The following is a 14527-nucleotide window of genomic DNA, read 5'->3' as shown; positions in this document are numbered from 1 at the left end:
TCCTTTCGTTATTTTTTCCGAATCACCATCGACCAACGATGACCAAGTTCGTAGTCGTTATATTTGTATCGAATCATTTGATTCGGTCTTGCAGAATCATTCACGATCCATTCGCCCCGTTTGTCGTCAAATCCGATGATATCCACACGATGGCCTTTAGTTGGTTGCAATTTAAAACCGTCCTTGTCATATCCAGCACGATGCTCTCCGTTCACAGGACCGTCGATATACATCCCCGCATTTACAATTTCACCGCGCTTCAAAGCCGCTTTGATATTAGCAAAGTTTTCCGCAGCTCCATGATCACCATCACCTAATGTTACCGTCTTCATTCCATACGGCTCCAACAACTTGGTATACGCCGCGGCCGTGTTCGTCGACATCTCCGCTGTTAAACCAAGGTTGTATTGAAGCTTGGTCAGCTCATGAATGGGAGACCTTCCCGAATCTCGAAACAACACTCCGACATACAACAACTGCTCCAAGAAACTGTAACTTTGACAAGTGTTTCTTCCGCTCTGAACATACTCATATTTACCCGTTTTTTCGTTGTAACTCAGTCCGTTCGAATTCCCAAACATCGACTTGTCGCTGTCCGAAATGATCTTCACAGTCGCTCCATAATCTACAAACTGATTGGAGTGTGCCGTTCCCAAATTGATCACACCGTCTTCCAAAATCGCCTGGTTGCCTTTTACGGTATATTCCACATCCTCACCCGCGTACAACTCTTTCTTCATGTATTCAAGATTCTTTTCTACCCACTCTACCTTTCTTTGTACCGGGTCCATAAACTTCGCAAGATGATCCGGTAAAAGATCGTTTGGCAACGTGCCAATCACAACATCACTGCTTTTGTTCTTGTCATCGATCGCCTTGATAGCCGCAGCCATCTTGTCGTTCAACTCATCTTTCTGAGCAGTTAACTTCGTAATCTCTTTCGTCAGCTCTTTTACCTTTTTCTCTGAATTCTTCTCGTTTAAAAACGCTTCCGCTAACTCTTTCTTTTTCGCTACAATATTCTTCTCGATCTTGTCAAGATTCTGATTTCCTAATTTAGCAATCAGCTCCTTCGATTCTCTGTCCTCGCGCTTGTTTACTGTCTCAAAAGCTTCGTTCTTTTGTTTCGTATATTCCTGATGGTCTCTGTTTAAGTTCGAGACCTTATCAGCAGCCGCCTTTCTTTGCTCTTCCAGCGCGGCTTTCTTTGTCTCGTAATCCGCTTTTTTCGAATTCAGAGAAGCAAGACTTGCGTCGATCTTTTTCAAATCTTTTTCCGCAGTTTCCAAAGTATCTTTCGACTTCTGCCAAACCGCTTCTGAGTTGTTCTTAGCATCATGCTCCAATGCAATCGTTTTAGTACGCTCGGCTGCTTGCTCCGCATTTAACCCCATATATTTGTCATACGACTTCCGAGTATCCGCTTCTTTCACGACAGCCTTAAAGTCTTTTGGAACCTCAGGTTTTCCAAGGAGTTTGTTCAAATTCGTTTCAATCGCATTCGCATCACGATCCAACAACGCCGCCACTTGAGTCTCATGCGTCTTCTTCTCGTTTCGCAGTTGAGTCAGTTCGGTCTTCTGCTTGTCGTTCAGTGAATGACCTTCACCCAACTTCTCCAGTCGATGCAGCTCAGACTCTTTCGGATAGGGTGCGACTTCCCGGTTGATGATCATCGCCCTTTCCTTCTCCAAAGTCTTCTGCATTGTCACCATGTCGTTTCTGCGTTTCTCGTCCGCTGGACTGCGTTTGTATGGTTCGTTCGGATGATCTTTGTTCCACTGAGCATAGCTCTCGGCTTCGTGTTTGTTTTGGCTCACGCGAAGGTCTGTGATCTTGCGGTCAAACTCGGCAAGTTGCTTTCTCGTATCCGGTTTGATCTTGTCTCCGAGTGCCTTCAACTTCTCCTCATACGTTACCTTGTGTTCTTTTTCATTGAATGTGTCCTTCTTCACAAAGCCGTGTTCCACAAGAATTTCTGCATACTTTGGATCGTTGTGGTGTTTTTCTTGGATCAGCTTTACAATGTCGCTCTTCACCTTTTCCGATCGCTCGATCATCTGCCGCCCGATATTGTCTTCTTTAATCTTGTGTTCTGCTAACTTCTGATTCGTTTCTTTAATCGTGTTTGTCAGCTTTCCGCGTTCTTCCGCACTCGATATACTCAGTGCAGCAGACATGATATATCCTTTCATCGGAAGCGTATTACCCCCAGGAAGATTACCAAGGCCAACTCCAGGTTTCAAGAATCCGCTCGTGCCCACTCCGTTAGAACCCAACCAAGCTGAAACCGCTTTCATGTGTTTCTGCCTAAAACCCTTACTTGGATCGCTTCCCTTCAGTTGTTTGCGAAGGTCTGCTATTCCCGGTATCGAATCGCTCTTCGGATCATGGATCGCTTTCAAGAATTCATTGTTGCGGATCACTCCCAGTTGCATACTCGCTTCCGCTGCTTTTTGTTTCGTAACAAGAATGTTCGACTCCTTGTTTAACGTTTCCCGGGACGCGTTCGTTTCCTTCACTGCCTGCTGAAACTCTACAGCTTTCTGATATACCTCGTTGCCGGCCCCGCCTTCAAGACCCGCGAACTTCTTCGCTACGTCATACACATCGTTCGAAAGTCGTTTGAATCCTCCGAACATCGCCTCTTGCGCGTTGTTGTAGTTGTGGACAACATATCCCGCGCCGGAATTGGATTCTCTTCCGCCCACAACGTAAGTATGATTCTCCTCTACTTCTAAGTTGTATACCTTAGTCGGTTCCGTGTTGTAGTAGTAAATCCCCGTTACAGTTCCCCAGCTGCCATCGGAACGGAGAACTTGGTCCTTCACTTTCAGATCTTCCACCTTCACCCATTCCGAGGTTTGGGTCGTGGTGTTAGAAGAGAACCTTTCCGTCTTCGTCAACGGTACATCCGTGGCTGAATGGTTAGAATCTGTAGAATGGGGAAGCTCCTCTATTACACTCGCTGTCTTTGTTTCGCTCTCGCTTCCCGAGCCCAAAAGGCTCGTCACGATTCTTGCTTCTCGCGGATGAAGCAGATGTTCATGAGTTTTGAAATCTCTTTGGATTCCCTTTAGATCAAACGGTGATACTCTGTTTTGGTTTGTGTTCTGACTTCCGTTTGCACTCACCCTCCGTCTAAACGGGTGGTTCCAAGTCGTATGAATCTCGTCTTCCCCGTCTAACTCAAGAAAGAAAAGCTGCGGAACTTCGTGGACAAACGTTTCCGTGACTCTCTTGTTCTCGAGTTTTCCGGTTCTTTCGTTCCAGGACTGGACTACGTCGCCGATCTTTACTTCTTCGATCGCAATTAGCTCGTAGTCACTCTTCTCGAAAGAAGATTTCACATTCCCGTATATTCCGTTTTCTTTGTGTTTCAAACGCAATACCGGGACGTCTCCGCGAAAACAACACCCCATTGCGAATTCTCCGCGAAATTCCAATTCTTTCAGAGCGTTTCCCGATCCGAAGCAGTTTAACCCTTAGCAAAGTCTCACTCTGAAAAAAAATTCCAGTACATGCGTTTTTAAAAATTCACGAAAGAATCCTCTAAGAGTGTTTCTCGAATATTCCATTTCTCTAATTGCGTATTTTACAAGTATTCTCCAATTCCAATTCGTATTCTCGCTTTCCCTGCTCGCGAACTCGCTCACAAGACTCACACAAGACCTGAATAGAACCCGAACAAGACTCGTTTGAAAAGGCATAGGGCGCGAACAAGACTCGAATAAAGCTCATTTTGGAAACGTTAGGACTCGAACAAAGCACGAACAAGACTCTGAATCATCGGCTAAAGAAGAAAAATCGGACCTTTTGATGAAACTTTTTCCAGACAGACTTTGAAAATAAACCCACTGCTCACTTTCAAATGTCCGAAGGTCTTTGTGGGCAGGGGCTTTGATCGAAAGCAAATTTACCAGAGCAACTTCTACTAACTAGATATAAAAGCTCTCTCATCAAATTTCGAGGCAAAATTGGACCTGCAACCAATCAAAATCGGAATCGGTGAGGATATAATAAAATATAAGGAGGTAAGATTAAGAGATGATTAAAAATGAAAATAAATCAGTTTTAAAATTAGTACTTCGGATCGTTTTGAAGATTCTCGATTTGATTCGAATATTTTTCGGATAATCAAAGACATTGCGAAGAAGCGGTAAAGCAGGGCTTGACCCTGCTTACCGAAACTTCTTAAATCCACGTTAGTAAATGCTAGTGCTGTATTTGTTTTCCCCAACTTTAATTTCTTTCGGAAAAACTCGGAAAAACTTCTAAAAACTCATTTTCAAGAGTAATACATAGTAAAATCTTCAGTATCGTAGTTTTTCCCATTGGAAAAACCTGGAAAAACCCCATATCTTCAATTCTTGGTTTCAATATGAATATGATTTGCGAGGGGGTAGTTACTCTCCCCCTCCGTCCCGATGTTTCCATCGAGATCGTCTTTAGAGAGAAAGTTCCAAAGATCGTTTTTTAATTTAGAAGGCTCCGCGTTTGGAGCGCAATGTAGTTGAGGCGAGAAGCTCGCTTTTCCTTTCTTTAGAAATGGAAAGTGATGTATTTGAAAGCGTCTTGCTTCAAAAGAACTTCGGCAACTCGTTTTCTCTCACGAGTCGATCAAAGGTGAAGGATAGAACTCGGACAAGACTCGTTTTCATATTTTTTCTTCAAACTGCGGAGAACTTCGGTTTTTTTCCCGGTTTTTTCTCTTTCAAGCAAGTTCCTTGCCGGAAGCTCCGCGATCGCTCACTCGAAAGTCACGGCCTCAGAACAGGCATTTAACAGATCCGCAAATCACCTGCTTTCAAACCTTCCAGTAAAAGCGGCTCTCATGACGCGGATGTCGGCACTTCCGATATTGGCCAATATCCGAAGTGTCCTCGCGTGCGATCTTTCCTTTGAATCGTTGTCGGTAATAACTTCAAGAAAGACTTGGCTCTGAGATAGCACCGCTCGGATTCCCTCCATCCGCTCGACATATCAATCAATATGCCGCATGAGAGCCGATATATTTCAGCTAAAGAAAGAAGGCGGTTTGCGCGAAAAACAATGAAATAACAAAGACGCTTTCCGATAAACGTGGTCTTGATTCTCGTTCGTTTTTTTCTCTCTTGCCGATTTTTTTCAAAATAATTCCGATCAGCCACAAAAGATATTTTAGCGGGATCGAAGATAAGCTCGTGAATTTAGAAAGAGGAGGGTCGGAAACGATGAAATTGAAAATAATATTAAAAATCTTTGAATTAGTTTTGATGTTCGCAGAAATCGTAAATGAACTCATAGAGATTTTGCAAAAAACAAATCCGTTCTAAAAAAGCGGATCTTCTCTCAGGTGGGGAATTTCCCCACCTGACAATTGCAGTCGTTTCGTAAGAGGAAAGCACCTCGATTCACAGCTAAAGAAGAAAGTTTTCCAGTCAATCGTGACCAAGTAAGATCATCGAATTCCGAAAATACAAGATTAGGAAAATTAAGGAAATTTCAGGATAAATCCAAGTGAGGAAAAACGAGGAAAAGTGAGGGAAAAATTCAGGAAGTTAGCAATGAGGAAATTCCTCATTACGAACCTCTCATCTTCTCTCCGATGATTTTGAGTTTTCTTTCGACCTCGATCTCCTTCTCTACAAATTTCCTCATTTGAGAAATCAGTCCTTGAATCTTCTTGCGATATTCTCTAAAGTTTCGTAGTAACAACTTCAACTCTTCATTCCGTTTCAAAGGACTCATCTTCTCCAATCGCTTGCGATACGCATCCATTCGCTTTTGAATTGCGACCTCTTCCTGCGCGTCCTGTCTTTTTTGCGAATTTCCCTTGTGAGTTTTCTCTTTTGTAGGTTTCATACTTTCAACTTCCAAATTCTCTCTTTTTCTCCGACGGCAGTGATCTGCGTCACGATCTCGTAGTCCTTTCTTTCCAATTCAGATATTTGTTCGTTTAACTTCGACGTCTTCTTTCTCACATTCACAAGCGCGTTCAACAACCGATTCACGGCTTCCTTCTTCTGACTCCTACTCATCTTCGAATACTTCTTCTGAAACGCCTTTGCCTTTGTTTCTACGATCTGCTTTTGTGTCTTCTTGTCTGTTTCCTCCTTCTTCTCTTTCTTGGTAGAAGGTTGATCTTTGTCTTTGAATTCCTTACGAATTTCAGAAATATATTTCTTTGCCGTTCCTACTGGTATGTTTTCTTTTTCCGATACCTTCTTGGCTAAATCCTTAACAGTATTAACGATCAAAAGTTCACCCTGAACTTTTGATTTTTCATTCGTGTTTTCTTTCAGAATATCAGGGCGGTATTCCGATCCTTCGGAATTGTTTCCAGTTAAAGAAGTCCCTTCTTCACTTGATATTTTAGACGATTTGCTCTTGCGGTCTCCGCCTCGATTGTCCAAAACAAGTTCATCCTTGTATTTGCGAAGAATCCTTTTCTTCAGTCGTTCTTTTCTTTGTTCAGGAGTCAAATGTCTGCGAAACAAATTGTCTCCTTCCAAGATGTCGTATTCCTCTTCTTGAGTAAGCTCGTTCATATAGTAACGAACTGGAATACTCTCAACACGACGTCGAACGTTCTCGTCTTCGTGTTCCTTTAACTCCAAAGCAATTCGATAACGGTTCTCTCCCGTCACAAGCATTCCGTCTTTCTTCGCGGTAAGTGCATCCAAGATTCCGTTGAGAGCAATGTTCTCTTTGAGACTCAGGTATTCTTCTTCACTGAGCGGTTCAAAGTCGTTGTTCGGATTCGGCTTCAAACTCTCTGGTTTCACCATCTTCACGATTGGATTCAGAGACACACCTTTCGGAATATATGTCTTCGTGTTCGAAGATCCAGGGCGAGGACTTGCTTCTTGTTCTTCCATCCACTCATTCGCTCTCTCTTCCGATCGCTTCACGATATCCCCTCCCGTTCTTCCACACAACTGAACAACTCTTCCGTCAACTCCCGAAATAACTCGTAACCCTTTGTATCCTCTTTCAACGCCCTTCCCATCTCAGAAGCCGTCTCAATCGCCGATAGTTGCCAGATCACCGTATTTGATACTTTGTATTTCTGCCTGAGCTTTAATATCCTCTCAGCGTCCTTCTTCCTCTTAGTCACGATTGAGGGAACAAGAAGAGTATTCGGATTCGTCTCCTTCCATCCAGCTTTCTGAAATTCCAAATACATCTTCTCGATCTCTTCCAGAAGTGTCTTTGTACCTTGAAAGTTCCATCTCGACGGCCTGATCGGATACAACACAAGATCCGCGATCCAAAGCGCAAACCGTAGCTCCAAACTCAAATACACAGGAGTATCAATGAGAAGATAATCATACGGCTCTTCTCTTAACTTCTCCGCAAACGAAGACAATAACTCCGGCTCACCCCCTAACTCCTCTGTGAGCTTTCCCAAAGAAAGCGTCGCCGGTAAGATAGAAATTCCTGGAAACCGAGTTTCATATATACAAGCTCTGATTTCTTTTTGCTCAAGTAATGCGTGATACACGTTCCTTGCATCCAACTCTTCTTCTTTTGTTCCACGCAGGAAGAAGTCCGTCAGGTTGTTGTTCAGATCCAAATCCATACACAACACTTTCTTCTTCCGGCGACTTAGTTCAAGCGACACGTTAATTGCCGTCGTTGTCTTAGCAACTCCACCTTTCAAATTCGCAAGCGTTACAATCTGCATGCCTTCGGCCTCCTAAGTAGTTTAGGTTTTTTTAAATTTCTTGTTTTGGTTTTGTTTCTTTGATTTCAGCTAAAGAAAGAAGTCTCTCTTTAACCGGAGAAGGGTTTTTGTAACTTCAGATTCTAACTCGTGTTCGATTGCTTTGTTTCCGGATTCTCCATTTCAGCCGGGTGCGTTCTCTCATATACCTCTTGCAGTTTACGAATCGCTACGTGCGTATATATTTGTGTCGAGTTCAGATCCCTGTGACCCAACATCTCCTGCACGTATCGAATATCCGCTCCGTTGTCGAGCATCAAAGTCGCCGTCGTGTGCCTGAACATGTGGGTCGAACCGCTCTTAGTAACTTCCGCTTTCTCCTTCGAGAGCTTCACAATCTCACCAATTCGACTGCTACCCATCTTCACACCTCGTACCGATAAAAACAAAACTCCTTCGTCCTGTCCTTTGACAAGTCCAAGCCTCACCTCTTCCAAATATCTCCCGATCCAGTCACATGCTCTCTCTGAAACTGGAATCAGTCTGTCTTGTTTTCTTTTTCCCTCTTTCACAAACAAAGTCCGATTCGCTAAATCCACTTCGCTGATTTTTAATTTCTGCAATTCAAAACTACGGATTCCCGTGGAATAGAATAACTCCAAGATCGCTCGGTTTCTAATTCCCAAACCTGTCTCTAAATCCGGAACTGACAATATCTTCTCCGCTTCCTCTACCTTCAATACGTTACGCGGTATTCGTTTCGGAGTTTTCGCAAGTTTCATCTCCCAACACGGATTCTTTTTTACATACTCCCGTCTTTGCATCCATTCAAAGAATATCTTCAAATTGATTAACAAATGATTCTGTGTATCCGGCGTGATGACCTTCTTCGTCACTTGATTGCGATACTGAGACACATACCTCTGATACCGATCCACAAGCGAAATCGTCATCTGATTAGGCTCCTCAAGCCCTCTTTCCATACACCACTTGAAATATACCTCTAAATAGAACCGAAGTCCTCGGATCGTATTCACACACGTCCCAAGCCCCTTCTGGTATCCTAAATATTCTAATATTCTTTTTTCTAATATACTCGGGTTCAAATCTTTCGTTAAAGGCTGGTGATACCTTAACTCCTTCGGGATTTTCTTTTCCCTTCCTCCCGTGCTTGCGTGTCTGTTAAATCCCATCTCTTCTTCCTCTCTCTCTTTCTAAATACCCGGAGTTTTCCATATGCCTGGGTTTTCCATCTGTGTTTTTTTCACTCCTAATACTAACGGTTTTACTTGGTTTTTTCCAATTCGGCGGTGTGTGCAGGTATATTGGAGCTGTGAGCTGTTTCTGCTACTAAACGGCCCCCAGGCAAAGGGGGAGTAAGGGGCAGGCGAACGGGGGGAGAAGTGTCCGTTTTGCTAGGCGAAGTTAGATCCGATGTGCGAATTTTTCCCGAAAATTCAGAGTTCGAAAGAAGTGTCTTCCAGTTTGATTCCGGTTTCGAAGGTTCTTCCTTGAATAGAGTCAAAGAGAATTCGTTTTCATTCTCTCTTTCTTCTTCCCAAAGAAGTTCGTATTCAATGACAATCCCCTGCTTTCCACTTCTTGCATACAAATATTCCAACTCTTCCAATCTCTTGAGATGAACACGAAGCCTAGTATCGCTAACGCCCGTTCTTTCTCGGATCTCTTTGCGCGTAAGCCTTACCGCGCTTCGATCTACCGCCCTCTCCTTCGATACCTCATCCACATATTCAGAGATCTCTTTCAGGAGTTTCTTTGTATGCGGACTCAAATCATCTAAGTTCTTCCCAAACACTCGGCTAAACAACACTCCCGCAAGTTCGATGTCACTCTTCTCTACTTCGATATATGAAATTTCCTTTCCTTCATCATCCTTTGCGATCTTCACTTCTCTTTGGTATTGATGAAGTAACGCAATCGTTCGAATGAGTGTTAAATATTTCTTTTGGTCCCGGCGCATCCGAAGCTTTGTGTCTGGAAATTTGAGTTCGTTTGCGTAAGGGTTCACAACCGACAAGGGCAGTATTAGTCTTTGGATGTTTTGATGAAGTATTGTGATTCCCTCTTTTTTCTTTCTCTTTAAAACTCCTTCTAAGGTTTCATCTTCTCTTTGATTTCGAAGGATCGTTTTGGTCTGCTCTCTCTCCTCGTTCACCGTTAAAATCACCGATCTGTTTTGCAGTTCTTCGTCGATCTCAATACTCGTCGTCGTTAAGAAAAGCACCACCGGCCCTTCCACCACATACTCCGTCGTCGCGAGCTTCCCCGTTAACTGGTCCTTGGTCGTCGTTGCGATACTGATTCGCTTTTCACTCTGCAAAATCTTCAAGGCATACTTAGCGCGCTCGATCCCCTCTTCTTCCGAGATCGCAAGGACTTTGTTCTTCAAATTTGTCGAAGACATATAGAAAAGACTTTGGCCCGTCATCGCCGAATATTTCTCTTTCTCTTCTTCCGGTACTAAATCGAGAATGGAATCCATGAGCGTTGACTTCCCCGCACTTGATGAACTTTGTATGATAACAGCCAAAGGATTCTCGGTCCGTCTTGTAAGTGTCGCTAAGTATCCGAGTAGCGAGTTCGTTCTCTCACCAACTAACCCCATCCTCTCAAAGTCCTCTAAGATCCTTGCGACAATCTCTGTGTCCTTTAAATACAAAAGAGCTTCCTCTCTTTCCTCGGCGGTAAGTTGTTTCTCTTCTCTCTCCGGTTTCTTGAGCTTCTCCAAATGTTCCCACAGTAATTCTTCCGTTTCCCGAAACACTTCTTTCAAGTCATTCGTGATCGTCTCTTCACTCGTTCCAGTCGCCTCGCTTGCGTTCTGGATATATCCTTTTCGCATCCTTTGATTCATGAGATCCAAGGTCTCGATATAATAGTCTTCACCCGTCACGAGCTTCAAATTCACTTTCATCTGATCCAAGCTCTGATTTCTGTAGAGTGACCTCACACGATATTCCCTTTCTCCTTTCCGAAACACGATCTCTTCCGCGCTTCTTGTTACCTCGAATCCTTTCGCGTTCGTTTGTTCACCGGTCTTCTCTTTTGCTTTTTCACTCTCTTTCAAAGGTATATCCTCTTCTTTCTCAGTCCTGTGTTCGCTCTCTTCTTCACTCGTTTCTCTCATCACTTCCGCATCGAGGAGGAGTGCCTGTAACTTCTCTTCCGGGTTCTCTACCTTTACCGCGTAGTCGTTCACATCCAAAGAAAAAGGTAACAACACTCGGTTGCAGGATATCCCTTCACTCAAGAGCCGATTCGCTAACCCCTCAGCCGCCTTGTTCCCCGATGTATCGTTGTCATACGCGATTCTCACTCGCTTTGGATTTTGCTTTAGAATTTCTGAATGGAGTTCCTGTGTGTATCCTTGCACTCCATAACTGCAAGTTGCGTTCCTGATTCCGTTCACATACAAGGTAAGTGCATCGATCACGCTTTCGCAAAGGACCAACTCCTTCTCACGAAACGCTTCTCGGTTCCAAAGTCCCGTATGCGGCCCTCTCATGTATCTGTGTCTTGTCTCGTGAGCGATCTTAATTGGTGTGAGATATCTTCCATACGCTCCTGCGGGATGACCGTCCTCGTCAAAAAGCGGAAACACAAGATATCCTCGAAAGTGTTCGTGTCCCTGCTTCTCACGCAAGAGACCGAACTCGGTTAAAACTCTTCTTGCTTTCTTTCCCGCTTTACTCTCTCCACTCGGTAGAAATCTTTCCACGAGAGTTCCGTTCGAACACCCCACACAAAACTTGCGTAGGATCTTTTCGTCATACACGCCGCGACTCTTCAGATACTCTCTTGCCTCCGGAGTTTCATACAACGTCTCTTGATAGTAGTCGAACACTCGATCGATGAGGTTCTGCTCTTCTTCGCTAAAGTCTTGAAAAGATTTGCGCGGTGTTTCGTTTGGAGTGAGAGCGGGAGTTTGGTTTGTGCTTTGTTTCTTTGGATGAGCGGTTTGAGGTTCGGTTACGATAAGCGTTGTGCTTTTCTTTTTGAGGAGAGATACTGCTTCCCGGAGGCTCACTCTCTCTTTCTTCATCACGAAATCGATCGCGCTTCCTCCCATCTGGCAAGCCCCAAGGCAGTGCCACAAGTTCTTCCCTGGTGTTACCACGAACGAAGGACTCTTGTCTTCGTGGAACGGGCAACGGCCTACAAAGTTCTTGCCGTGACGCTTTAACTCCACTCCATACTCCCTGACCAAGGCAACCAGATCGATGTCGCGTTTCAGCTCGGCAAGGCTGAGATTTTTTTGCGGTAAGCCCATGTTTCTTTCTGGTACCATATATGGTGCCACAAATACCATGCATGTTACAATGAGTCAACCATTTAGGAGGCCAGCCGCACTACAAAAGTTCCAACTAAATGATGGACATTCGCTTTTTGATAACGTATATGTTGATTCAGAAATGAAAAAGGTTCCCTCTAAACACCAAAATACAGGCTTTCCCGATCGTCTAAAAGAGCTGAGGATTCAAAAAGGATTCTCACAAGAAGATCTTGCAAAACTCGTCGGTTTGCACAAAAATCATATTGGAAGGTATGAACGAGGAGACTCCCAACCAACCGCCGACAAAATTACGAAACTCGCCGGCGTCTTAGAAGTAACGGGGGATTTTTTACTCGGAAACACAACCGAGGATCAAGCGAAGGTTCAGCTCGGAAACAAAGACCTTTTAAATCTCTTTAGTGAAGTCGAAAAGCTCTCGAACGAGGACAAAGAAAAGGTCACAGACTTTCTGGATGCGTTCCTAATGAAACGCAAGATGAAACAAATGATTGGCAGTAAGTAAACGACACTCGTATGGAAAAAACCATTCACACTCAATTCATCATAGACGACAAAGGAAAAAAGTCATCCGTCGTTCTACCTGTTGAGGAATACAATACCATCATAGCAAATAATTTGGAGCTTGAGAAAATCAACGCCCTTCTGGTTCGTCTCGTCGCCTCTCTGCCCGACAAAGGCGAATCCCAAAAAGAATTTAAGAAAGTAGTATCTCAAATTCGCAAATCAAGTAAGTCCGTCGAATCTGCGTTCAATTTGGAATATCAGAAGGTTCTTCTCCATACAATCAAAACGATTGACGAACTGTCTGGTATCTTAGAATCAAAAGAGGAAGAGCCTTCTAAAAAAGGAATCTTCGCTGGCATCAAACAAGGTTTCAAAGAAGCAAAACTAATTCAAGAAGGCAAACTCAAAGCCAAATCGATGAAGCAACTCTTAGATGAGCTTTGAAATCAAACCCACTCCCAACTTTGAGAAGGAACTCAAAGACTTAGTCAAAAAGTATCCTTCTCTCAAAAAAGAAATCAAAGAACTCTCTGATTCCTTAGAAAACGAACCGACCCAAGGCACTTCCATCGGTCAAAACTGTTACAAGATTCGGGTTCCGATCGCGTCTAAAGGAAAAGGGAAATCAGGCGGAGGCAGAGTCATCTCCTGCGTCTTCCTAATCGACAAGGTAGTATCCCTTCTTTCCATTTACGACAAAGCGGAAAAAGAAAATATCACTGACAAAGAACTCAAGGACTTTCTCAAGTCCATCAGTGAATCGGATTAGTCCTTGAAAGGTTCGATCTGATCCAAAGACATTTCAAACATAGCCCAACCTGATTCGTCAAAAGCAAGGCACATCACCTGGAAAGCTCCAAGTTGAGCGTCTACGATCATCTGCTGACCCGTCGCCTTTACCGTCACAACTTCACCCTGAGTATATTGTACGTTTTGCATATTCTGACAATATCATACTGCCTTACAAAGTGCAAGAGTCCCCGTATTCTTTTTTTGATATACCTGGTCGCCCGCAAAAACAAAAAACCCCCGGCGAGAAGGGGGAAGAACCGGGTAAAAAGAGATGGAGAATTTTCTTTTTGAATCAAAAGTTCGAACGCTCCCTCACTTCGGAAGATACGGTAACATTCCCTTGATTCTTTCCAAATTCTCAGGCAACATCTCAACCTTTACGAGAGCGTCCTTCTCAGCATCAAAGTAAACGCAAGACACAGTCGGGTTCCAAACTTTTTCTACATACATCTTCTGGCCAGTCTCTTTGTTCCTTACAGGTTCACCCAAAACAAAGCCCTTCTGTGTTCCGCTCTCTTTCATATCTCAGCGTTTTTGATAAAGTCTCTCAAACTCAAAGTCCCTTAACGGCTCTCTTAATCTTTAATTTCTCTACTTCGTCTTCCCAAAGTCAGGATGAAACTGGTCTTCTGTCAACGGGCAATGTCCCGCAAAGCCGCTGATCCCCATTGCAGTAAACTCCCCCTTCTTGTCTTTCAGAATTCCAAAATGAAGTAAGAAGGTGTTTTTCCTTTCATCATACGCATCTTCTCTTGTTAATTTCCCCGTTTGACCTTCTTGTCTCAGATATACTTCGTACGAAATATTGTTGTTGATTACGCTACTCGGAACAATCTCAAACGACACAATCTTCGTTTTGAAAAACAGATCAAACTCACACCAAGCGCGCCCTGTTTCAAAACTTTTTTCCCAAGCTTCACTTGCAGCGTATGACGAGGAATAATACCCAGCGGCATACGAATCAGATAAACTAGGACTTGTTAAACCGACTAACTTGTAAGCAAGTTTCTTTCGAATTGCTTCCTTGAATTTTTGAATTTGAGGAACCAAATGATCCTTTGCAATCTGCCTCGGGTCTAACTTTGCATCTTCAAACTGCTTTTCAATATCTGAACTCGCTCGGATGTATTTGATATCTTCGGCAAACATCTCTTCACTCGGACCAGACTTCCACTCCGGTCCGAAAAATTTACACTCAAAGAAAAGAAATATTAGAAGAAGATAAAATATTTTCGAAATATACTTTTGCATCATACTGGCTATTCCCT

Annotated in this window: 12 protein-coding genes; 3 read left to right on the top strand and 9 right to left on the bottom strand. The window is 43.5% G+C overall.

Translation table 11 applies throughout. The features are described from left to right. Window positions 1-8 precede the first annotated feature (8 nt). The 6 genes from LFX17_RS05060 to LFX17_RS05035 all read right to left on the bottom strand — a co-directional run bounded on the left by LFX17_RS05060 (window position 9) and on the right by LFX17_RS05035 (window position 11939). Window positions 9-3350 (bottom strand): polymorphic toxin-type HINT domain-containing protein, encoded by a 3342-nt coding sequence (locus LFX17_RS05060; RefSeq protein WP_238745420.1) that lies wholly within the window; start codon window positions 3348-3350, stop codon window positions 9-11. Between the two features lie 2212 nt (window positions 3351-5562). Then, window positions 5563-5844 carry a hypothetical protein gene (locus LFX17_RS05055; protein WP_238745415.1) on the bottom strand — a complete coding sequence of 94 codons (282 nt, stop codon included), beginning with the start codon at window positions 5842-5844 and terminating at the stop codon, window positions 5563-5565. Continuing rightward, the gene (locus LFX17_RS05050; protein ID WP_238745413.1) at window positions 5841-6860 is read right to left on the bottom strand and encodes a ParB N-terminal domain-containing protein; all 1020 of its coding nucleotides are present in this window, start codon (window positions 6858-6860) and stop codon (window positions 5841-5843) included. Before LFX17_RS05050 ends, LFX17_RS05055 begins: the two co-directional genes overlap by 4 nt. 29 nt (window positions 6861-6889) lie before the next feature. After that, window positions 6890-7669 (bottom strand): ParA family protein, encoded by a 780-nt coding sequence (locus LFX17_RS05045; protein WP_238745411.1) that lies wholly within the window; start codon window positions 7667-7669, stop codon window positions 6890-6892. 122 nt (window positions 7670-7791) lie between these two features. Further along, entirely contained in the window at window positions 7792-8841 is a 1050-nt protein-coding gene (locus tag LFX17_RS05040; RefSeq protein ID WP_238745408.1) for a tyrosine-type recombinase/integrase, read from the bottom strand. A 92-nt stretch (window positions 8842-8933) separates the two neighbouring features. Continuing rightward, window positions 8934-11939 (bottom strand): CHC2 zinc finger domain-containing protein, encoded by a 3006-nt coding sequence (locus tag LFX17_RS05035; protein ID WP_238745405.1) that lies wholly within the window; start codon window positions 11937-11939, stop codon window positions 8934-8936. Between LFX17_RS05035 and LFX17_RS05030 the strand changes: the two genes are divergently transcribed. The 3 genes from LFX17_RS05030 to LFX17_RS05020 are packed head-to-tail and all read left to right on the top strand — an operon-like array spanning window position 11938 to window position 13236. Continuing rightward, window positions 11938-12465, top strand: a complete 528-nt coding sequence (locus tag LFX17_RS05030) for a helix-turn-helix domain-containing protein (protein ID WP_238745403.1) — start codon at window positions 11938-11940, stop codon at window positions 12463-12465. The two genes, LFX17_RS05035 and LFX17_RS05030, sit on opposite strands and share 2 nt — an antisense overlap. Before the next feature lie 11 nt (window positions 12466-12476). Beyond that, window positions 12477-12911, top strand: coding sequence for a hypothetical protein (locus LFX17_RS05025; RefSeq protein WP_238745401.1), 435 nt, complete (start codon window positions 12477-12479; stop codon window positions 12909-12911). Then, window positions 12901-13236, top strand: a complete 336-nt coding sequence (locus LFX17_RS05020; protein WP_238745398.1) for a type II toxin-antitoxin system RelE family toxin — start codon at window positions 12901-12903, stop codon at window positions 13234-13236. Before LFX17_RS05025 ends, LFX17_RS05020 begins: the two co-directional genes overlap by 11 nt. Here the strand turns inward: LFX17_RS05020 and LFX17_RS05015 are convergent. The 3 genes from LFX17_RS05015 to LFX17_RS05005 all read right to left on the bottom strand — a co-directional run bounded on the left by LFX17_RS05015 (window position 13233) and on the right by LFX17_RS05005 (window position 14513). Further along, window positions 13233-13406, bottom strand: coding sequence for a hypothetical protein (locus tag LFX17_RS05015; RefSeq protein WP_238745395.1), 174 nt, complete (start codon window positions 13404-13406; stop codon window positions 13233-13235). The two genes, LFX17_RS05020 and LFX17_RS05015, sit on opposite strands and share 4 nt — an antisense overlap. 165 nt (window positions 13407-13571) lie before the next feature. Further along, window positions 13572-13781 (bottom strand): hypothetical protein, encoded by a 210-nt coding sequence (locus tag LFX17_RS05010; RefSeq protein ID WP_238745392.1) that lies wholly within the window; start codon window positions 13779-13781, stop codon window positions 13572-13574. A 69-nt stretch (window positions 13782-13850) separates the two neighbouring features. After that, window positions 13851-14513, bottom strand: coding sequence for a hypothetical protein (locus LFX17_RS05005; RefSeq protein ID WP_238745389.1), 663 nt, complete (start codon window positions 14511-14513; stop codon window positions 13851-13853). Window positions 14514-14527: the final 14 nt, after the last annotated feature.

Origin of the sequence: Leptospira sanjuanensis (assembly GCF_022267375.1) — a bacterium.
Lineage (GTDB): Bacteria > Spirochaetota > Leptospiria > Leptospirales > Leptospiraceae > Leptospira > Leptospira sanjuanensis.
The sequence above is the reverse complement of the archived record's forward strand: the minus strand, read 5'-3'. Positions and strand labels throughout refer to the sequence as shown.

What these genes read in the sequence shown, in the direction of transcription:
- LFX17_RS05035 (WP_238745405.1), bottom strand. Translation starts at nt 11,939, where the DNA reads ATGGGCTTACCGCAAAAAAATCTCAGCCTTGCCGAGCTGAAACGCGAC.
- LFX17_RS05055 (WP_238745415.1), bottom strand. Translation starts at nt 5,844, where the DNA reads ATGAAACCTACAAAAGAGAAAACTCACAAGGGAAATTCGCAAAAAAGA.
- LFX17_RS05030 (WP_238745403.1), top strand. Translation starts at nt 11,938, where the DNA reads ATGTTTCTTTCTGGTACCATATATGGTGCCACAAATACCATGCATGTT.
- LFX17_RS05005 (WP_238745389.1), bottom strand. Translation starts at nt 14,513, where the DNA reads ATGATGCAAAAGTATATTTCGAAAATATTTTATCTTCTTCTAATATTT.
- LFX17_RS05010 (WP_238745392.1), bottom strand. Translation starts at nt 13,781, where the DNA reads ATGAAAGAGAGCGGAACACAGAAGGGCTTTGTTTTGGGTGAACCTGTA.
- LFX17_RS05020 (WP_238745398.1), top strand. Translation starts at nt 12,901, where the DNA reads ATGAGCTTTGAAATCAAACCCACTCCCAACTTTGAGAAGGAACTCAAA.
- LFX17_RS05040 (WP_238745408.1), bottom strand. Translation starts at nt 8,841, where the DNA reads ATGGGATTTAACAGACACGCAAGCACGGGAGGAAGGGAAAAGAAAATC.
- LFX17_RS05015 (WP_238745395.1), bottom strand. Translation starts at nt 13,406, where the DNA reads ATGCAAAACGTACAATATACTCAGGGTGAAGTTGTGACGGTAAAGGCG.
- LFX17_RS05025 (WP_238745401.1), top strand. Translation starts at nt 12,477, where the DNA reads ATGGAAAAAACCATTCACACTCAATTCATCATAGACGACAAAGGAAAA.
- LFX17_RS05045 (WP_238745411.1), bottom strand. Translation starts at nt 7,669, where the DNA reads ATGCAGATTGTAACGCTTGCGAATTTGAAAGGTGGAGTTGCTAAGACA.
- LFX17_RS05050 (WP_238745413.1), bottom strand. Translation starts at nt 6,860, where the DNA reads ATGGAAGAACAAGAAGCAAGTCCTCGCCCTGGATCTTCGAACACGAAG.